20 protein-coding genes, 1 tRNA gene and 1 riboswitch are annotated in these 20,404 nt (G+C 45.5%); of the genes, 12 read left to right on the top strand and 9 right to left on the bottom strand.

Annotation, left to right across the window (positions count from 1 at the left end; genetic code table 11):
• Positions 1-554: 554 nt before the first annotated feature.
• From moaE to moaA, 5 genes are all read right to left on the bottom strand, one after another.
• On the bottom strand, positions 555-1,010 hold the full coding sequence (gene moaE, locus ACVA54_RS08490; protein WP_099079503.1) for a molybdopterin synthase catalytic subunit MoaE: 456 nt from the start codon (positions 1,008-1,010) through the stop codon (positions 555-557).
• Between the two features lies 1 nt (position 1,011).
• Positions 1,012-1,269, bottom strand: coding sequence for a molybdopterin synthase sulfur carrier subunit (gene moaD, locus ACVA54_RS08485; RefSeq protein ID WP_099079502.1), 258 nt, complete (start codon positions 1,267-1,269; stop codon positions 1,012-1,014).
• Complete coding sequence (moaC, locus tag ACVA54_RS08480; RefSeq protein ID WP_446649523.1) at positions 1,269-1,745, bottom strand: cyclic pyranopterin monophosphate synthase MoaC; 477 nt, start codon at positions 1,743-1,745, stop codon at positions 1,269-1,271. Before moaC ends, moaD begins: the two co-directional genes overlap by 1 nt.
• Positions 1,746-1,771: 26 nt before the next feature.
• Positions 1,772-2,284 (bottom strand): molybdenum cofactor biosynthesis protein B, encoded by a 513-nt coding sequence (moaB, locus tag ACVA54_RS08475; protein WP_099079500.1) that lies wholly within the window; start codon positions 2,282-2,284, stop codon positions 1,772-1,774.
• A 99-nt stretch (positions 2,285-2,383) separates the two neighbouring features.
• Positions 2,384-3,373, bottom strand: coding sequence for a GTP 3',8-cyclase MoaA (moaA, locus tag ACVA54_RS08470; protein ID WP_099079499.1), 990 nt, complete (start codon positions 3,371-3,373; stop codon positions 2,384-2,386).
• Positions 3,362-3,495: riboswitch (molybdenum cofactor riboswitch) on the bottom strand. Its footprint overlaps the gene before it by 12 nt.
• A gap of 175 nt (positions 3,496-3,670) precedes the next feature.
• On the opposite strand from moaA, the gene ACVA54_RS08465 reads away from it, so the two are divergent.
• On the top strand, positions 3,671-4,564 hold the full coding sequence (locus ACVA54_RS08465; protein WP_099079498.1) for a YvcK family protein: 894 nt from the start codon (positions 3,671-3,673) through the stop codon (positions 4,562-4,564).
• 75 nt (positions 4,565-4,639) lie between these two features.
• Here the strand turns inward: ACVA54_RS08465 and luxU are convergent, their stop codons facing one another.
• The 3 genes from luxU to uvrB form a co-directional block, all read right to left on the bottom strand.
• Positions 4,640-4,981 (bottom strand): quorum-sensing phosphorelay protein LuxU, encoded by a 342-nt coding sequence (luxU, locus tag ACVA54_RS08460; RefSeq protein ID WP_119463638.1) that lies wholly within the window; start codon positions 4,979-4,981, stop codon positions 4,640-4,642.
• Positions 4,978-6,381 (bottom strand): quorum-sensing sigma-54 dependent transcriptional regulator LuxO, encoded by a 1,404-nt coding sequence (luxO, locus tag ACVA54_RS08455; RefSeq protein WP_446649522.1) that lies wholly within the window; start codon positions 6,379-6,381, stop codon positions 4,978-4,980. The genes luxU and luxO overlap by 4 nt, the downstream gene beginning before the upstream one ends.
• Before the next feature lie 316 nt (positions 6,382-6,697).
• Positions 6,698-8,728, bottom strand: coding sequence for an excinuclease ABC subunit UvrB (uvrB, locus tag ACVA54_RS08450; RefSeq protein ID WP_446619263.1), 2,031 nt, complete (start codon positions 8,726-8,728; stop codon positions 6,698-6,700).
• A 555-nt stretch (positions 8,729-9,283) separates the two neighbouring features.
• Between uvrB and ACVA54_RS08445 the strand changes: the two genes are divergently transcribed.
• The 9 genes from ACVA54_RS08445 (at position 9,284) to gloA (ending at position 16,962) form a co-directional block, all read left to right on the top strand.
• Positions 9,284-9,359: transfer RNA gene (locus tag ACVA54_RS08445), tRNA-Asn, on the top strand.
• 347 nt (positions 9,360-9,706) lie between these two features.
• Entirely contained in the window at positions 9,707-10,285 is a 579-nt protein-coding gene (rsxA, locus tag ACVA54_RS08440) for an electron transport complex subunit RsxA (protein ID WP_099079495.1), read from the top strand.
• A 3-nt stretch (positions 10,286-10,288) separates the two neighbouring features.
• On the top strand, positions 10,289-10,882 hold the full coding sequence (gene rsxB, locus ACVA54_RS08435; RefSeq protein ID WP_099079494.1) for an electron transport complex subunit RsxB: 594 nt from the start codon (positions 10,289-10,291) through the stop codon (positions 10,880-10,882).
• Between the two features lie 8 nt (positions 10,883-10,890).
• Entirely contained in the window at positions 10,891-13,416 is a 2,526-nt protein-coding gene (gene rsxC, locus ACVA54_RS08430; RefSeq protein WP_446649521.1) for an electron transport complex subunit RsxC, read from the top strand.
• Positions 13,416-14,462 (top strand): electron transport complex subunit RsxD, encoded by a 1,047-nt coding sequence (rsxD, locus tag ACVA54_RS08425; protein ID WP_446596515.1) that lies wholly within the window; start codon positions 13,416-13,418, stop codon positions 14,460-14,462. Before rsxC ends, rsxD begins: the two co-directional genes overlap by 1 nt.
• Positions 14,463-14,469: 7 nt before the next feature.
• Positions 14,470-15,108, top strand: coding sequence for an electron transport complex subunit RsxG (gene rsxG / locus ACVA54_RS08420; RefSeq protein ID WP_099079491.1), 639 nt, complete (start codon positions 14,470-14,472; stop codon positions 15,106-15,108).
• Positions 15,101-15,793: an electron transport complex subunit E gene (locus ACVA54_RS08415; protein WP_099079490.1), complete on the top strand. Its 693-nt coding sequence runs from the start codon at positions 15,101-15,103 to the stop codon at positions 15,791-15,793. Before rsxG ends, ACVA54_RS08415 begins: the two co-directional genes overlap by 8 nt.
• A gap of 79 nt (positions 15,794-15,872) precedes the next feature.
• Positions 15,873-16,514 (top strand): endonuclease III, encoded by a 642-nt coding sequence (gene nth, locus ACVA54_RS08410; protein ID WP_446642674.1) that lies wholly within the window; start codon positions 15,873-15,875, stop codon positions 16,512-16,514.
• Between the two features lie 31 nt (positions 16,515-16,545).
• Positions 16,546-16,962 carry a lactoylglutathione lyase gene (gene gloA / locus ACVA54_RS08405; protein ID WP_099079488.1) on the top strand — a complete coding sequence of 139 codons (417 nt, stop codon included), beginning with the start codon at positions 16,546-16,548 and terminating at the stop codon, positions 16,960-16,962.
• An 83-nt stretch (positions 16,963-17,045) separates the two neighbouring features.
• Here the strand turns inward: gloA and motY are convergent, their stop codons facing one another.
• A complete protein-coding gene (motY, locus tag ACVA54_RS08400; protein ID WP_099079487.1) occupies positions 17,046-17,927 on the bottom strand; it encodes a flagellar protein MotY in 882 nt (293 codons plus the stop codon).
• 337 nt (positions 17,928-18,264) lie between these two features.
• Here motY and rnt point away from each other — a divergent pair, with 337 nt between their 5' ends.
• On the top strand, positions 18,265-18,909 hold the full coding sequence (gene rnt / locus ACVA54_RS08395; protein ID WP_099079486.1) for a ribonuclease T: 645 nt from the start codon (positions 18,265-18,267) through the stop codon (positions 18,907-18,909).
• Between the two features lie 28 nt (positions 18,910-18,937).
• Positions 18,938-20,263 (top strand): Na+/H+ antiporter family protein, encoded by a 1,326-nt coding sequence (locus ACVA54_RS08390; protein WP_099079485.1) that lies wholly within the window; start codon positions 18,938-18,940, stop codon positions 20,261-20,263.
• The last annotated feature ends 141 nt before the right edge of the window (positions 20,264-20,404 follow it).

Raw genomic sequence — 20,404 nt, 5'->3', positions numbered from 1 at the left:
CGTAAAACTCCAAGTTTTTCATTAGCATCCATGACTTCTCTGCAAGGGACTGGTACGGTCAGTATTTTAGAAGTTTTTAGTGCACTTTTTGAGCACAAAATTCTAAAGCCTTACAAAGACTGCGGCACACATTAGCAACCATTGAAGTAATTTGCCACAAAGAGGTAGCAAAAAAAACAATAATTTTGTAAATAGCACGTAAAACTAGTAATAAATACCACCATAAAAGCATTAAATAGAGAAATACGGATTCGAACTCTTATTTGGCAGGTGAAACTTTCGATAAATCTAACTTCAAACCTATCAATAGCATCTTATGCTAGATACATGTAAAAAAGTTAACATTTATGACACATTGAATCTAATAAATGCTTGCATATATTCCGTTAGATATTTTTTATTGTGAACAAGATCATCGAGAGGAGAAACAAAGAAAAGATGTTGATTTTTAAGGGGAATCATGGAACAAATACAGGCATTTTTTGCCCTTAAAAAAAACCAGGCGCTATTAACACCTGGCTTTGGAAGATTGGTTAGCAGAATAAAAAACTGCCCTACTTTTCCCAACGCTGTGCCGCTTGGTGATCGGTATCACGTGATTCAATCCAGCGATTTTCACTGGTCGTGCGTTCTTTTTTCCAGAATGGCGCCTTGGTCTTTAGGAAGTCCATGATGAACTCACAAGCATCAAATGCCGCACCACGGTGTGCACTAGAGACACCAACGAAAACAATTTGATCGCCAGTATCGAGATCGCCTACACGGTGAATCACACGAATACCCAGTAATGGCCAACGAGATTCTGCTTCATTGCAGATATCAATCAGGCTTTTCTCTGTCATTCCAGGATAATGTTCCAGATGCAGTCCAATCACATTATCGCCAAGGTTCATGTCACGAACTTTACCGATAAAAGTCACCACCGCCCCCGAAGCCGTCCCTTCTGATAGACGTAGGTATTCTTGATCAACAGAGAAATCTTCTGCCTGCACAGATACGCGAGGATCCATTTTAGCCTCCCGTTACTGGCGGAAAAAATGCGACTTCATCACCCGCTTTCACTTCAGTGTCTAGCGGAACGATAGATTGATTTACCGCAGCCAGTAACTTGCCTGGCTCAAGCGCTAAGTCCCACTTGCCTTCTTTAGCCGCGCCATTCTCTACAAGATGAGCACGAATCGCTTCAACACTGTTGAACTGACCTTCTAGCTCAAGACCATCAATACCAACAAGCTCACGTGTTTGGGCAAAGAAAAGTACTTTAATCATTATTCCGCCTTGAAGTGACCCGATTTACCGCCTGTCTTCTCAAGCAGACGAACTTGACCAATAACCATGTCTTTTTGCACGGCTTTACACATATCGTAAATCGTTAGCGCCGCCACAGAAGCAGCCGTTAGCGCTTCCATCTCAACTCCGGTTTTGCCTGCCAGTTTACACACAGACTCGATACGTATTTTGTTTTCCGCTATGATCGCTTCCAATTGTACTTCAACTTTAGAAAGCAATAGTGGGTGGCAAAGTGGGATCAAATCCCATGTTTTCTTCGCCGCTTGGATACCCGCGATACGAGCAGTCGCAAACACATCACCTTTGTGGTGTTGACCAGATACGATCAGTTGCAGTGTTGCTGGCGCCATGTGTACAAATGCTTCGGCACGTGCTTCACGAACGGTTTCCGCTTTGGCAGATACGTCGACCATGTTTGCTTCGCCAGACGCATTGATATGTGTAAATTGGGTCATTGTTTTTCCTTCGCTTTTAGGAAAGGTTATACAGATAGATGTGGCATAAAGTTACAAGGGCGGTGGCTTGCATCCAACTGCTGCTTGATGATTTTCGTCCAACCTGTGCGGCATGCACCTGTAGAACCAGGCATAGCAAAGATAACCGTGTGGTTAGCAAAACCGGCAATCGCGCGAGATTGAATCGTTGAAGTACCGATCTCCTCAAAAGAAACCATACGGAATAGTTCACCAAAACCTTCCACTTCTTTGTCGAATAGAGGCTTAAGAGCTTCTGGCGTGCTGTCACGTGAAGTAAAACCCGTACCGCCAGTGATCATGATTGCTTGTACGTTTTCGTCCGCAATCCACTGAGAAACAATCGCACGGATCTTGTACATATCATCAATCACGATCTGCTTGTCTACTACGTTATGACCCGCTTCTTTCGCATGCTCAACTAAATAGCCACCCGAAGTATCGTTTTCTTCAGTACGAGTGTCAGATACCGTAAGAACGGCAATGTTTGCAGCTTGGAATTTGCTTTCAGCGTGACCCATTTGTTCACCTATTCTCTAATTTGCTTTGATACGCAAGGTATCAATTCTGGAAAAATCACTAGAAGCCACGTCAGCTCCCGGTGTAAAATCTGATTGGAATTAACCGCCGATAGACGCAAGATGAGGCGTCATACCGGTATTGCCGTCGTGCAAGAAGTGACTAACGGATTTCGTTTGCAGTTGCGCTTGAATACGCTCAATCAATTCATTCTCTTGCTCGTCACGTTCTAATAGATCACGTAATTCCACGCCATGTTCACCGAACAGACATAAATGCAGTTTACCCATAGCCGATACACGAAGTCGGTTACAGCTCTCACAGAAGTCTTTTTCATACGGCATGATCAAGCCAATTTCACCCTTGTAATCCGGATGAACGAAGACCTGTGCCGGGCCATCGTTGTGAGAGCGAACTTTAAGTAACCAACCGTTAGCGATTAATTGATTTCGGATAGCGACACCAGAGACATGGTGCTTCGCAAACAACTCATCCATTTCTCCCGTCTGCATTAATTCGATAAAACGCAATTGGATTGGACGATTTTTAATCCAGTGAAGAAAAGCAGGCAGCTCGTTGTGGTTGAGATCTTTCATCAGTACCACGTTAACTTTGACTTGTTCATAACCCACTTCAAATGCGCGCTCGATACCATTCATCACTTCCTTGAACTTATTTTCACCAGTGATTTGGTGGAACATGCGAGGGTCAAGGCTATCCACACTGACATTAATGTGTGTCAGACCAGCGTCACGCCAATCAGCAACTTGCTTCGCCATGCGGTAACCATTGGTCGTTGTTGCGACTTTTTTGATACCTGGCGTGGTTGCGACAGAGTGGATAATGTCAGTAAAGTCCTTACGCAAACTCGGCTCACCGCCTGTAATACGTACTTTTGAGGTACCACAATCGGCAAACGCTCTCACGACGCGTTTGATCTCTGGAAGCGATAAAAAAGACGAGTTTTTACTGCCCGAAGGTTTATAACCATCAGGAAGACAATAGGTACATTTGAAATTACATACATCAGTCACAGACAGACGCAAGTAATAGAACTTACGATGAAATTTGTCTTCGAATTGTTGCGCCACGGAACACCTTTCCAAACACGGGAGGCATGCTCATTTCCAATCATGCCCTTGTGACAGTATGTCACTGGCTCAAAACGCCTATCCTTCGACTTAGCATAGTGAGCTCGGAGTTATGGCAACCAGAGAGAAGCCTCTCTGATAGCTTTGCTGAGTAAAATACTTAATATTCGTAATGGAATCCAGACTTAAGCCATAAAAAAACGCTTTATAAACACAATTTACCGCTTATTAAGTACCCTTACCGCCATCATTAAGTTAAATTGTAGCCGTTTTATAGCAAATGATTAGAAGAACGTAATGAATATCTACACCGATAAGAAACTCGTCGCCGTTGGCGGTGGTCACGGTTTGGGCCGAATGTTGGCGGCCCTCAAAGATTTTTCTGGTAACGCAACTGGCATTGTCGCAACAACCGACAATGGAGGCTCTACTGGGCGTATTCGCCACTGCCAAGGTGGTATTGCGTGGGGAGACACTCGTAACTGTATTAACCAGCTCATTACTGACCCTTCGATCAGCTCCATGATGTTCGAATATCGCTTTAAGGGAGCAGGTGAACTAGACGGGCATAACCTTGGTAACTTGATGCTTACTGCGCTAGACAACCTATCGGTCCGCCCACTCGACGCCATTAACCTGATCCGCAATATGTTGAAAGTTGATGTGAATATTCTGCCAATGTCTGAGCACCCATCGGATCTGACTGCACTTTCCGTTAACGGTCAGTTAGTCACCGGTGAAACCAACATTGATGATATGGATACCGATTTACGCCGTTTGGACCTTTCTCCAGAAGTGCCCGCTACGAAAGAAGCAATAACTGCGCTCGCCGAAGCCGATGCGATTATTCTTGGTCCTGGTAGCTTTCTAACCAGCATTATGCCTCCATTACTATTACCAGAGTTGGGAAAAGCGATTGCCGCAAATCAGAGAGCAAAAGTGATTTTTGTTGCCAATCTCAGCCCTGAATACGGTCCGGCAGGTCGTATGACCATGAAGCAAAAACTGGAGTGGTGTGAACGCGCGTGCCAAGGAAGAAAAATCGATGTCGTACTTGCAGAAGAAGCCGAACCACAAGTTTTAGATAAGTGGAACGTGGTCACTGAATCTCTAGCGTCAACCAATCGCGATTGGCGCCATGACCGCGAAAAACTGAAGTTGGCGATTGAAAATCAATTACTTGCAAAATAAGCCCCCTCCTTGCATGCAAAAGCCTTTCACCAACGTGAAGGGCTTCGAATTTTTATACGCGAGGATCCGAAATGATTACGTCCACAAGCAATAAGCATCACGTGTAACGCGCAACAAATCTAACATCATCGCTATCTCTTCACAGTCTTCACCTAGTTCATCAGCTTTCGCTTTCTTATCGATATCAGTGGCTAAAGCGCATAACCGATCCGCACCAAAACTCGCAGCGCTGCTTTTCAACGCATGACTGATCTCTTTCAAATACACCAACTGTTCTGTATGGTGATTCTGAGATAAATGAACGATATAGCTATCCATTTCCCCTAGGAAAATTTCAAGCAATACCGGTACGTTATCTCTACCAATTTCGGCTGCAAGTTCGTCTATCTTTTGCTGATTTAATACGCCCATGCTCATGCGTTTTGTCTTTCCACCTTGCTATTCCAAGCTTGCAACTTACGATAAATGGTTGATGGGCTGACATCCAAATAACCAGCAGCTCGGGGAATATTTCCATCACAAGCTTGTATCGCTTGTTCAATTGCCATTTTTTCACTCATCCATAACGGCATAATATCTGAGGTCGTCATTGATTTTGGATGAACAGCACTTATCATCGATTGACTTACAAATGATTGGTTCAATGGTGGTGGCAGCATGTCCAGCGTAATTTCTTTACCGTTGTTCAACACCACAATATTACGCAACACGTTTTGTAACTGACGAACGTTACCCGGCCACTCGTAACGATTAAATTTATCGATGACATCTGGCGAGAAACGAGCAAAACTCTTCCCCTCTTCGTGAGACATGTACCCTAATAACGAATAAGCAATCTCAATCACGTCTTCCCCACGCTCACGCAATGGTGGTAAATGTAATGGAATCACATACAGGCGATAGTATAGGTCCTCACGAAAACGACCTTCTTGAACTTCCTTCCATGGGTCACGATTGGTGGCACACACAAAGCGAACATCCACACTCTTCATTTTCGAAGAGCCCACTTTTTGAAATGTACCAGTCTGGATGAAACGTAACAATTTGGTTTGCAGTTCCAAATCCATTTCACATAATTCATCCAGAAACAGAGTGCCGCCGTCGGCCAACTCAGCCGCCCCTTGGCGATCATTCGCGGCGCCCGTAAACGCACCTTTCACATGGCCAAACAACTCACTCTCTATCAGATCTTTAGGGATAGCGGCACAGTTAATGGCGATAAACGGTTTATCTCCGCGCTTGCTTGCTGCATGAATCGCTTCTGCACACACCTCTTTACCAGTGCCACTTTCACCAGTAATAAAAATACTCGCTTTACTGCTGGCCGCTGAATCAATAGTACGATAAACCTGTTGCATCGTTTGGCTACTGCCAATGAAGCCTTGATAGTTCAGGTTGCCCGGATTATCCGATTCATTTTTCATTTTTGTTGCTTTACGAATCGCATTATTTACAGTAACGCGTAGACGATCCGCTTCACAAGGTTTGATAAGGAAATCTTGCGAACCATGACGCATCGCCTCTACTGCTGTATCAATAGATCCATGAGCCGTCATGAAAATGATCGGGACGTCTGGATGACTTTCCTTGACCTCATGTAATACGTTCATGCCCGTCATGTCAGGTAAACGAAGGTCAAGCAGAATGAGATCGGGAATCCGGTGTTTTAGGCTTTCAATTGCGTCTCTACCTGTTCCAACAATGTGGATATCTATACCTAATGGCGTTAGGTAAGAGCGGTACAGTGCCGCAACGGATGCGGTATCTTCAACCATCAAAAGGTAACGTGACTTCGGACCAGATTGGTTTTGTTGCATATGCTAGCTAACTTTTTGTTGTGTTTCACACAATAATCGCATTGCGCATTGCATTTTGCAAATCCACGTAATTCATAATATGGCTACATCAACATAAGAATCTAAGTATCAAGCGTTTATAAACTGGCACAGTCGATGCTGAGCGTATATTGACCCTTCGGGTCACCTCGCCAACTGACGTTGTTCGTGAACGCAACAAGCTGTTCACAAAACAAGCCAATAGAGCTTACTCCCTATTGGCTTATTTTTTATCTACTTTGTTGGTGGAAAATACCCAAGCACATCTTAGCGCTTGGGTAAAGAGTGAGCTATTGGGTTAACTATTTGCAATAAACTGTGCACGAAGTTTCTCTATCTCATCGCGTTTTTGTGCCGCTAGTTCAAACTCAAGATCCTGAGCATGCTGGTACATGGCGGCTTCCAAACGACTGATCTCTTTTTCAAGTTGCTGGGGCGACATGACCTCGTAATTCTGAGCATCCTCTGCCACTTTTGACAATGGCACTTGCTTGTTGTTGCGCTGACGCTTGGACTTAGTGATATCACCCAGCTCCAGGATGTCTTTAATATTCCGTTTCAGCGCCTGTGGCTCAATCCCCATCTCTGCGTTATAGGCTTTTTGTTTTTCACGACGACGATCAGTTTCCTCCATTGCTTTCTTCATTGATTTGGTAATCGAATCGGCATAAAGAATTGCCTTACCACTAATGTTTCGCGCTGCACGGCCAATGGTCTGAATCAGCGAACGTTCAGAACGTAAAAAGCCCTCTTTATCCGCATCAAGAATCGCTACTAGCGAGACTTCTGGCATATCCAAACCTTCTCGTAGCAAGTTAATACCCACCAACACATCAAATTCACCCAAACGTAGATCGCGGATGATTTCTACACGTTCAACTGTATCAATATCAGAGTGGAGGTAACGCACACGAACATCATGCTCATGCAGATATTCAGTTAAATCCTCCGCCATGCGTTTAGTTAATGTAGTGACTAGAACACGCTCATCTTTCGCGGCACGAATGCGGATCTCTGACAACAAGTCATCGACCTGTGTAGTCACGGAGCGAACTTCCAGCTCAGGATCCAACAGGCCTGTCGGACGAACCACCTGATCAGCAATTTCACCCGCAGACTTTTCAAGTTCATAATTCCCCGGCGTCGCAGAAACGAATATGGTCTGTGGGGAGATTGACTCAAATTCTTCAAATTTCATTGGGCGGTTATCAAGCGCAGACGGAAGACGAAAACCAAATTCTACCAGCGTCTCTTTACGTGAACGATCCCCTTTATACATCGCGCCAATCTGCGGTACGGTCACGTGGGACTCATCAATGATAAGTAAGCCATCGTGAGGTAAATAATCAAACAGTGTCGGTGGCGGCTCACCTTCAGCACGCCCACTCAAATAACGAGAGTAGTTCTCAATGCCCGAACAAAAGCCGAGTTCGTTCATCATTTCAATATCAAATTGGGTACGCTGGCTAATCCGTTGCTCTTCCAAAAGCTTGTTGTTATCCAACAATTGCTTTTTACGCATTTCAAGTTCAACTTTGATTTTTTCGATCGCTTCAAGTACGCGATCTCGTGGAGTAACATAGTGCGTTTTGGGATAAATCGTATAACGCGGTAAATCACGCTGTTTGACCACGCCAGTCAGTGGATCGAATACGCTGATACAATCCACCTCATCATCAAACATCTCAATACGTACTGCATCTTGATCTGATTCTGCCGGGAAGATATCAATCACTTCCCCTCGAACACGGAACTGACCGCGCTCAAACGTCACGTCATTGCGCGAGTATTGTAGCTCTGCGAGACGACGTAACATATCACGCTGATCGATCACATCACCACGACGCAAATGAAGCATCATCTGCAAGTAAGCTTCTGGGTCGCCCAGACCATAGATAGCAGAAACAGAAGCAACAATAATGGCGTCTTTACGTTCTAATAGTGCTTTGGTTGCCGACAAGCGCATCTGCTCTATATGTGCATTAACCGACGCATCTTTCTCAATGAAGGTGTCGGTGGTCGGAACATAAGCTTCTGGTTGATAATAGTCGTAGTAAGAGACGAAGTACTCCACGGCGTTATTAGGAAAGAATGACTTCATTTCTCCATACAGCTGTGCAGCAAGCGTTTTGTTGGGGGCAAGCAAGATGACCGGTCGCTGAGACTCAGCAATCACATTTGCTAACGTGAACGTTTTGCCCGACCCCGTTACACCCAAAAGGGTTTGGTGAGCGAGGCCCGCATCTATCCCTTCTAGCAACTGCTTAATGGCAGCTGGTTGATCACCTGATGGCTGATAATCAGAAACCAGTTCATACACTTTACTCATACCCTTCCTCGAAACTACTGCACTTGGTCTGTATATATACACCTTTGTAGGCGAAATCTATCCCAGGCTATGTTTTATCGCCAATTGTTATGAAATTTTGCACTTTGTTGACTTTATTCTAGCCTTCTTCATGCGGCTCTGATATAGTCCTCCGCCCTAGTTGATGAATCCCCAAACTCATCACATTATAGTGTCCACACCTTTTCCCCAGAAATACCCAAAAACTATCTTTATCCCCAAAAAACTGTTTTTTATTCACTTCGAATAAATTTGACACAATTAAAATAAATCATTGTTTTAGCTAGTTATTATACACATTCATTTACCTGAAACATCAGAGTAAATAAAACAAGCTGCATAATAAGCAAGGTTACTCAGAATTCATCAACATAGTTATCCACAATTTTAGTGGATAACTATCACTAGCCCTTTACTGCCAATGAGTGCGAAAAAGTAAAGACCGAAATTCATTTTTTTCTCATCAAATTATGTTTTTTAGTATTGACACCCTAGTATCACCTCGGTAAGATTCGTCCCGCTTTCAAGCAAAGCAATTCCTCCTTAGCTCAGTTGGTAGAGCGACGGACTGTTAATCCGCAGGTCGCTGGTTCGAGCCCAGCAGGAGGAGCCAAATTCCCGATAGAGCCGTGTCATATGACACGGCTTTTTTCGTATCTAGCGGTGGCTGACTTTTCCAAGAGACGACTGCAGACCGAATTGTCACACCGTCTTACTTACTTCATTAGCTCTTCCTATCAAATACACCAAAACAATTACGTGTTAAATCAGCAGTGGTAATGGCGTTTTTCTTTGTTAACAATCATTCATCAGACTTTTCAATTTCTTATTAATTCATCCGCTCACATCACATACACGTATAATTTTCCATCGTGTGCATAAAACCACATCGTTCACTGGTTGTTATTGGTGTCACAAAACACGATAATATTGAGATCGGATTTTAAGAACGTATGAACTATGACCGAATATATTTTGTTGTTAGTCGGCACTGTGTTGGTGAACAACTTTGTACTGGTAAAGTTTTTAGGCTTGTGTCCTTTTATGGGCGTGTCTAAAAAACTGGAAACAGCCATTGGCATGGGCTTAGCGACAACTTTTGTACTAACGCTCGCGTCTGTGTGTGCATACCTAGTGGAAAGCTATGTATTGCGTCCACTAGGCATCGAATATTTACGAACCATGAGCTTTATTTTGGTGATCGCTGTTGTTGTACAGTTCACCGAAATGGTTGTGCACAAAACCAGCCCGACACTTTACCGTCTGTTGGGTATCTTCCTGCCATTGATCACCACAAACTGTGCGGTTCTGGGTGTTGCTCTGCTTAACATCAACGAGAACCACAACTTTATCGAATCGATCATTTACGGCTTTGGCGCTGCCGTTGGCTTCTCTTTCGTACTGATCCTATTTGCATCAATGCGCGAACGTATTGCGGCCGCTGATGTGCCTGTGCCTTTTAAAGGCGCGTCGATTGCGATGATCACCGCAGGCCTTATGTCTCTTGCCTTTATGGGCTTTACAGGTTTGGTGAAGTAAACGATGAGTACCATTTTAATTGCGATCATCGTTCTTGCTGCTCTTGCCGCTGTCTTCGGAGCCATCCTTGGTTTTGCATCGATTCGCTTCAAAGTCGAAGCGGATCCGATTGTCGATCAAATTGACTCTATTCTTCCGCAAACTCAGTGTGGTCAATGTGGCTACCCAGGCTGTCGTCCATACGCTGAAGCGATCGCTAACGGCGATAAAATCAATAAGTGTCCTCCTGGTGGTCAAGCAACCATTGAAAAACTGGCGGATCTGATGGGCGTTGAAGCGGAAGAATCAGCACACGATCTCGATAACAAAGTCAAAACCGTTGCTTTCATCCATGAAGACATGTGTATCGGATGTACCAAGTGTATTCAAGCGTGTCCGGTGGATGCGATTGTCGGTGGTACCAAAGCACTTCATACCGTTATCAAAGACGAGTGTACCGGTTGTGACTTGTGTGTTGCTCCTTGTCCAACTGACTGTATTGAGATGATTCCTGTGGAAACCACCACAGAGAGCTGGAAGTGGAAGCTTAACGCTATTCCAGTAGTTAACATTACGGATGCTGCCAACGCAGCGAACGTGACTGATTCAATTAAATAAGGTTTCGTATGTTGTCTTTGATTGAACAAATTCGTACTGGTTCGCTATGGGATTTCCCAGGCGGCGTGCATCCGGCAGAAAACAAAAAGCAATCCAACAAAACTGAATTGGTTCATGCCGCCATTCCGTCGGAAATCGTCCTACCTCTGAAACAACACATTGGCAAAGCGGGTAATTTATTGATTGCTGTTGGTGACACTGTGTTGAAAGGTCAACAGCTAACAGCTTCAGACAGTGGTTTCACCGTTCCTGTTCATGCACCAACTTCTGGTCAAGTGACGGCTATTGAACCACGAACCGTTGCTCACCCATCGGGTTTAAGCGAACTGTGCTCAGTGATTACGCCTGATGGTAACGATACTTGGTGTGAAAAAACGCCGGTTGCCGATTACACTCAAGAATCCGCTGATGCATTGATCGATGTGATTCGCCTTGCTGGCATTTCCGGCATGGGTGGCGCAGGCTTCCCAACGGCGAAGAAGATCCAATCGGGTATTGCGCGCACCGAAATTCTTATCGTTAACGCGGCAGAATGTGAACCTTACATCACCGCCGATGACAAACTCATGCAGGAGCATGCGGACGAACTGCTCCAAGGGATCGAGATTGTTGAGCATATCCTCAAGCCAAAACTGACCATCATCGGTATTGAAGATAACAAGCCAGCAGCAATCAAAGCACTGGAACAAGCGGCGATGAACAAAGACATCGTGATCCGCGTTATCCCAACCAAATACCCTTCAGGTGGTGAGAAGCAGCTCATCAAGATTTTGACCAATAAAGAAGTTCCAAGCGGCGCTATCCCTGCGGATATTGGCATCTTGGTCCAAAACGTTGGTTCTCTCTACTCAATTAAACGGGCAGTGATCGACGGCGAACCTATGGTGAATCGCATCGTGACTCTGACGGGTAAAACCTTCAAGCAACCGCGCAACGTTTGGGCGCTACTTGGTACGCCTGTACAAGCGCTTTTGGATGAGTTTGGCTACAAAGCAGATAAGAAACTGCAACGCCTAATCATGGGTGGTCCAATGATGGGCTTTACCCTACCCCACGCTCAGGTCCCTATCACTAAAACGACAAACTGTATTTTGGCACCGAAGCGTCGTGAGATCGCTTCTGACCAATACGAAATGGAATGTATCCGTTGTAGCCAATGTGCGGAAGCGTGTCCCGCATCGCTATTGCCGCAGCAACTTCAGTGGTACGCGAAAAGCCAAGAATACGAAAAGCTAGAAGAGCTGAACCTAAAAGACTGTATTGAATGTGGCGCGTGCGCATTTGTGTGTCCAAGCGAAATTCCACTGGTTCAATACTACCGTCAAGCGAAAGCTGAAATCCGTACTCGCGCTCAAGAAGCGGCAGCAGCTGAACGAGCTAAGCTGCGCTTTGAAGAGAAGAAAGCGCGTATGGAACGCGAAAAAGCAGAACGTGAGAATCGCTTTAAGAAAGCCGCGGATGAGCGTCGTAAAGACATGAAAGCATCTGGCGGTGACGATGCGATTGCCGCAGCGATCGCTCGTGTGAAAGCACAAAAAGAGAATGCTGAAGCGAAAACCGAGCCAACAGTGAAACCAGCGGTTGCGGCCGCGATTGCCAAAGCAAAAGCCAAACAAGCTGCTGCGGCTCAATCTGGTGCAGCCGAGCCTGATAACTCAGAAATGGCTAAACTACGCGAAGAGCGTAAACGTCTTGCTCGCGAGCGCAAAACGCAAAAAGAACAAGGCGATGGTTCTGCGGATAATGCTGATGATAAAAAATCAACAGTGGCAGCAGCGATTGCCCGTGCTAAGGCGAAGAAAGCTCAACAAGAAGATTCAACCGAATCTATCGAATCAGAAACGTCTACACAGCAAGCTGACGATCCAAAGAAAGCTGCGGTCGCTGCTGCGATTGCTCGTGCGAAAGCGCGCAAAGCTCAGCAAGAAGGCTCATCCGAACCTGTAGAAGCGGAAACACCTGCTGAGCAAACTGAAGATTCAAAGAAAGCCGCTGTTGCCGCTGCCATTGCTCGTGCCAAAGCACGTAAAGCTCAGCAAGAAGGCTCATCCGAACCTGTAGAAGCGGAAACACCTGCTGAGCAAACTGAAGATCCAAAGAAAGCCGCTGTTGCCGCTGCCATTGCTCGTGCCAAAGCACGTAAAGCTCAGCAAGAAGCACTAACAGAATCTGTAGAAACGGAAACACCTGCTGAGCAAACTGAAGATCCAAAGAAAGCCGCTGTTGCCGCTGCGATTGCTCGTGCCAAAGCGCGTAAAGCTCAGCAAGAAGCACTAACAGAATCTGTTGAAGAAGCGCCTACTAAAGAGCCAGAAGTGGATCCAAAGAAAGCCGCTGTGGCTGCTGCGATTGCTCGCGCCAAAGCACGCAAAGATCAGCAAGAAGCGCAAACAGAATCTGTAGAGGCGGAAGCACCCTCTGAAGAACCAGAAGTGGATCCAAAGAAAGCCGCTGTTGCCGCAGCCATTGCTCGCGCTAAAGCACGTAAAGCTCAGCAAGAAGCGAATAAGAACAATACTGAGGAGAACGAGTAATGTCGTTTTTTATTGCCAGTTCACCACACGCGCACAGCCGTCGCAGCACGCCTGATTTGATGAAATGGGTAGCCCTGTGTGCTATTCCTGGCTTAGTGGCTCAAACCTACTTCTTTGGTTGGGGCACCATCATTCAACTCGTATTCGCGATTGCGATCGCAGTGTCACTTGAAGCATTAGTCATGCTTGTGCGTAAGCGTTCACCAATGCGTGCACTGCGTGATAACAGTGCCATCGTGACCGCATGGCTATTAGCCGTTGCGATCCCACCATGGTCCCCTTGGTGGATCATGGTCATCGGTTTAATTTTTGCCATCGTTATTGCGAAGCACTTATACGGTGGTATTGGTCAAAACTTATTTAACCCAGCGATGGTCGCTTACGTTGTATTGCTCATCTCCTTCCCTGTCCAGATGACAAGTTGGAGCGCGCCTGTTTCATTGATGTCTGAGCACGTTACTTTTGCAGACGCGTTGTCTTTGATCTTCACTGGTTATGATTTTGATGGTTTGTCGCTGCAACAAGTTCGTGCCGGCGTGGATGGCGTGACAATGGCAACCCCATTAGATGCATTCAAAACCGGTATTCATACCGGTGCAACGCCAAGTGAGGTGCTGGCGTTACCAATGTTTGGTGGACTTGCAGGTATCGGTTGGCAATGGGTAAACCTAGCTTACTTGGTTGGTGGCCTAGTGATGATCAAGAAACACATCATCCAATGGTACATTCCTGTTGGTTTCCTAGGTAGCTTGGCACTGTTTAGCACCGTATTTAACTTGATCATGCCGGGAGAAACCGCATCACCAATCTTCCACCTACTTTCAGGTGCAACGATGTTAGGCGCGTTCTTTATCGCTACCGATCCTGTTTCAGCGTCAACGACTGTAAAAGGTCGCTTGATTTTCGGCGCTGTGATTGGTGCGTTGGTATTCATTATTCGTAGTTGGGGTGGATTCCCAGATGGCGTTGCGTTCGCTGTTCTGCTTGCCAATATGTGTGTACCGTTGATCGACTACTACACCAAACCAAGAACTTACGGTCACTGAGGTAAACATGTTAACCGCTATTAGAAAAAATGGTCTGACACTGGCGATCTTCGCCTGTGCAACAACCGGTCTTGTGGCACTGACTCAGTACCTAACAAAAGATCAAATTAAACTTCAGGAACAAAAACAATTGCTGTCGGTTCTTAACCAAGTAATTCCTGAAGAAATGCATGACAACAACCTTGTTGCGGCGTGTACTATGGTAACGGCTCCTGACCTCGGTACGGTTCGCTCAATGCCAACTTACATCGCGACCAAAAATGGTCAACCGACCGCAATGGCGATTGAGTCCATCGCCCCAGATGGCTACAACGGTGAAATCAAAATCATCACAGGTATCGACAACCAAGGGAAAATTCTGGGCACTCGTATCTTAAGCCATCAAGAAACACCAGGCTTAGGTGATAAGATTGATTTGCGCGTGACAGACTGGATCTTAAGCTTCACAGATAAGCAAGTCACCGAAGATAACTGGAATTCTTGGCGAGTACGCAAAGACGGCGGCGATTTCGATCAGTTCACTGGCGCAACCATTACCCCTCGAGCGGTAGTGAAAGCGGTCAAAAACACAGTAAACTATGTAAACAAGTCTCGTGATGAGATTTTGAATCAGCCCCTAGACTGTGCCGGAGGCAACCATGAGTGACAATAAACTGCTAATGAAAAACGGTATGTGGAGCAACAACCCTGCCCTAGTGCAACTTCTGGGTTTGTGTCCTCTACTTGCGGTTTCTTCCACCATCACTAACGCGCTCGGCTTAGGTATCGCGACTTTGTTGGTTCTCGTGGGCTCAAACGTGACGGTTTCACTGATCCGTAACTACGTACCTAAAGAAATTCGTATTCCGGTTTTCGTTATGATCATCGCAGCCTTGGTAACTTGTGTTCAACTCTTGATGAACGCTTACGCGTACGGCTTGTACCTATCATTAGGTATCTTCATTCCACTGATCGTGACCAACTGTATTATCATCGGCCGAGCAGAAGCTTACGCGTCTAAGAATGATCCACTGCCAGCAGCGCTAGATGGTTTCTGGATGGGCCTTGGTATGACAACCGTATTGGTTGTACTTGGTGCCATGCGTGAACTTGTCGGTAACGGTACGCTGTTTGATGGTGCAGACCTACTCTTAGGCGACTGGGCTGCCGCACTGCGTATTCAAGTTTTCCACTTCGATAGCAGCTTCTTATTGGCATTGTTGCCACCGGGTGCTTTCATTGGCGTCGGGCTTTTGATTGCGTTGAAAAACGTTATCGACAGCTCAATTCAGGCACGTCAGCCAAAAGAAGAAAAACCAGCCATTGAGCGCGCTCGCGTCACTAACGCATAATATAAGAATCCTAAAATCAAGGCTCTACCACTCGTAGGGCCTTTTTCATAAACCGCAAAGACGGGTTTGGAAGTCAGCAATGAACAAAGTCAAAAGAATTGAAATTCTCGAACGACTACGAGAAAACAATCCCAATCCTCAGACGGAGCTTAACTGGAGCACACCGTTTGAATTACTCATAGCCGTCCTGCTTTCAGCGCAGGCAACGGATGTCAGCGTAAACAAAGCAACAGACAAGCTCTACCCCGTTGCCAATACGCCACAAAGCATTCTTAACTTGGGTGTGGATGGCTTAAAGGAATACATCAAAACCATCGGTCTGTTTAATTCAAAAGCAGAAAACACCATTAAAACTTGTAAAATCTTGCTAGAGAAACACAACGGTGAGGTACCAGAAGATCGTGCCGCACTAGAAGCCTTACCAGGTGTGGGTCGTAAAACCGCAAACGTGGTACTGAATACCGCATTCGGATGGCCAACCATCGCGGTAGATACGCACATCTACCGTGTTTCTAACCGTACAAAGTTTGCGATGGGTAAAACCGTCGACGACGTTGAAGAAAAACTTCTTAAAGTGGTGCCAAAAGAGTTTAAGCTTGATGTACACCACTGGCTGATCCTTCATGGTCGCTACACCTGTGTGGCAAGAAAACCACGCTGCGGTAGCTGCATTATTGAAGATCTATGTGAATTTAAAGAAAAAGTGTATCCAGACGAATAACCTCTTCTGAAACAATAGCTAGGAGCAAAAAATGTCAAACGGTCGAATTCTTCACACCATGCTGCGCGTGGGTGATCTAGACAAATCCATCAAGTTCTACACTGAAGTCATGGGCATGCAGCTACTTCGTACTAACGAAAACAAAGAGTACAAATACACACTCGCGTTTCTTGGCTACGGTGACGAGTCTCAAGGCTCAGTGATCGAACTCACGTACAACTGGGGAACCACGGCGTATGACCTAGGTTCTGCATTTGGTCATATTGCGATTGGCGTCGATAACATCTACTCGACTTGTGACACGATCAAAGCGGCAGGTGGTAACGTAACTCGTGAACCAGGTCCTGTCAAAGGCGGGACAACTCACATCGCCTTTGTTAAAGACCCAGATGGTTACATGATTGAGCTAATTCAGAACAAGCAAGCTTCTTCGGGCCTAGAAGGCTAGGTACTTCCTCTCCTCTGAAACAGGCCATTTTATTGTAGGCAGGTCTGATACCTGCCTTTTGTTTATCAATCAATCCTCTCAGATTAAACCTGAGAGCGCCCAAGCGAAATCACCACTCGTCGGTTCTTATCTTTGCCAATTGGTGAACCGTTATCCGCTATTGGTCTGCGCTTGCCATATCCTTGCACTTGAATACGATCTTCAGGCAAACCTAACGACTCAAAATAAGTTCGAAGCGACTCCGCTCTTCGCTCTGACAAACTTTGACTTGCACTCTTACTGTCAGTGGAATCGGTGTAAGTCGCCACTAACACCAAATCAATGTCTTGATTATGGCGAACGTAATCAGCAATTTGGGATAAGCGCTTCTTTGACGCTTTTGTCAATTGATCACTTTGTCGTTCATAATGCAGAATCGTAAATGCAATATCTTCAAAGCTGTATTTCAGTAGATTCGCAATGCAGTCACTAAATGCATTGAACTTACTCTGAAACAGTACCGATGAAAGTGCCACTTCTATTCGTTGATCGCGACTCTGCCAATCTTGATAACTGAACGTTGGGTAACGTCCCTTTTCTAATTCAGATAAAATACCCCAAGCGGTTTGACCGCCAACGTAGCCATCAAACTGCTTGAAGAACTTAAGATTAGTAATACGATCAGCATTATCACCTGGGCGCCAAGGTGGTGGCATAGACACCAAACTGACATCACGGGTCTCTCCCATCGGGCGACGCATTTTCAACTCAAAATCCAAATTGATCTTCTTATTTGCACGAGATAAAAATACCGCGTCACCAAAACTTGGGATTGGGTGTACAAGTTGACACTCAAGCGGCGTGTTTACCACCATTTCCCATTGTGACTGCTGCGGCATCGCGACATAACGCTTACTCATTGTCGCAAAACTGCTTGCACTAAGTAATGACAGTATGACACCGCTGGTTATTAGCCATTTATTCATCTAGGTACTATCTCTCAAACGGCAGTCAATTGCCGCTATTCTGAATCAATTAAAAACAAGCGAACAGATGCAAAAAACCCGCCAACATACCGATTTCATCATGATTAATAGCCTTAGATACACCCAAGTAACCTCGAAATGCTTGGTTATAAAGATATGGCAAGCGTGTAAAATGGTAGATAACATCACAGGAATAGCAGGAGACCATTGCCTTCTTTTGGTCATAACAGTAATTGGCAAATAGCAATACAGAATTCAATTTTTCTCCTACATTGCAGTTTTTCTCATCGTCAGAATCTGCAATAATGCAGCCTTCGTCACACTAAAATAAGCCAACATGACAATAGAAAATGAAGCTCTAACCTTGAAAAAACGTTTTCGTGGTTATTTCCCAGTGGTAGTTGATGTTGAGACCGCAGGTTTCAATGCTCAAACTGACGCACTTTTAGAAATCTGCGCAGTAACACTTCGCATGGATGAAGACGGTGTTCTACATCCGGCCTCCACCATTCATTTTCATATCGAACCTTTCGAAGGCGCGAATTTAGAAAAAGAAGCGCTGGAATTCAATGGCATCCGTGACCCATTCAGCCCACTTCGTGGTGCCGTTTCTGAACAAGAAGCACTGAAAGAAATTTATAAGTTGATCCGTAAAGAGCAAAAAACGGCAGATTGCTCTCGTGCAATCATGGTTGCTCATAATGCCGCGTTCGACTTAAGCTTTGTTAATGCCGCAAACGAGCGTTGCAAACTAAAAAGAATCCCTTTCCATCCATTTGCCACTTTTGACACCGCAACGTTAAGTGGACTAGCTTATGGCCAAACCGTTCTCGCTAAAGCTTGTAAAACCGCTGAGATGGAATTCGATAATCGTGAAGCGCACTCAGCACTTTACGATACACAAAAGACAGCAGAGTTATTCTGTGGCATTGTCAATAAATGGAAGGCCCTAGGCGGTTGGCCGCTTGTTGACGAAAAATAATAAATAAACACAACATATTGGGAAAAGTATGAATCCTGTCGTTATATCTGTGTGCGTCATGTTGGTATTAGCATTGATGCGCGTAAACGTGGTGGTCGCCCTCACGTTTAGTGCCATTATTGGTGGCCTTGTTGCTGGAATGAGCCTTGGGGACACCGTTGCTGCATTTGAAAGTGGCCTTGGTGGTGGTGCGACGATTGCACTAAGCTACGCAATGCTCGGTGCATTTGCCGTTGCGATATCCAAATCTGGTATCACCGACTTACTGGCTAAGGACGTTATCAAACGCATAAATGGTAAAGACAGTTCGACATCGACCACTGGTTTGAAATACGCAGTATTGGTGGCGCTAGTATTAGTCACCATGTCCTCTCAGAACGTAATTCCTGTCCACATCGCCTTTATTCCCATTTTGATCCCGCCTCTTCTTGGTGTCTTCGCCAAGCTCAAGCTTGACCGTCGTCTGATCGCTTGTGTACTGACGTTTGGTTTGATCACACCGTATATGGTTCTACCCGTCGGCTTTGGCGGTATATTTTTGAACAATATCTTGCTAAAAAACCTGCATGAAAATGGTTTGGAGAGCGTGGTCGCGAGCCAAGTTCCTACGGCTATGTTATTGCCTGGCTTAGGTATGCTATTTGGCTTATTCATGGCAATTTTCTTTAGCTACCGCAAGCCTAGAGAATACAAAGAAAATGAATTGACTGTTGTACATGAAACGGAACACGCCATTAACAAGCAACACATTATTGTTGCGGCGATCGGTATTATCGCGGCTCTTAGTGTTCAGCTTTACACTGGCTCAATGATCATCGGTGCACTAGCTGGGTTCATGGTGTTTACGTTTGGTGGTGTGATTGCGTGGAAAGAAACGCATGACGTGTTCACTAAAGGTGTTCACATGATGGCGATGATCGGCTTCATCATGATTGCGGCGGCGGGTTTTGCTGCAGTAATGAAGCAAACCGGAGGCGTAGAAACGCTCGTTCAATCGCTATCAACTAGTATTGGTGACAATAAACCGCTTGCTGCACTGCTTATGCTTGTCGTTGGTCTATTGGTCACAATGGGTATCGGTTCGTCGTTCTCAACCATTCCAATCCTAGCCACTATCTATGTCCCACTTGCATTGGCGTTTGGCTTCTCACCGATGGCAACGATTTCGCTAGTCGGTACTGCTGCGGCACTGGGTGATGCAGGCTCTCCAGCTTCTGACTCAACATTAGGCCCAACATCAGGCCTAAATGCAGATGGCCAACACGAGCATATTTGGGAAACGGTTGTGCCAACCTTTATCCACTACAACATTCCACTGATCATCTTCGGTTGGATTGCCGCAATGGTGCTTTAGTATTGCCTATACATTGATGCACTTAGTTACGAAAAAGCCGCTGAATTCAGCGGCTTTTTGTTATCTTGTAACCCTCCCTGGATTAGTGGCACTCTAACTTAGAGTTTTTCCTATTCTCACACCTTGCTAAATACTCCCAGG

This window comes from Vibrio sp. PNB23_22_6 (assembly GCF_052877535.1).
Note: the sequence above shows the minus strand (reverse complement) of the source record. Positions and strands in the feature narration are given on the sequence as shown.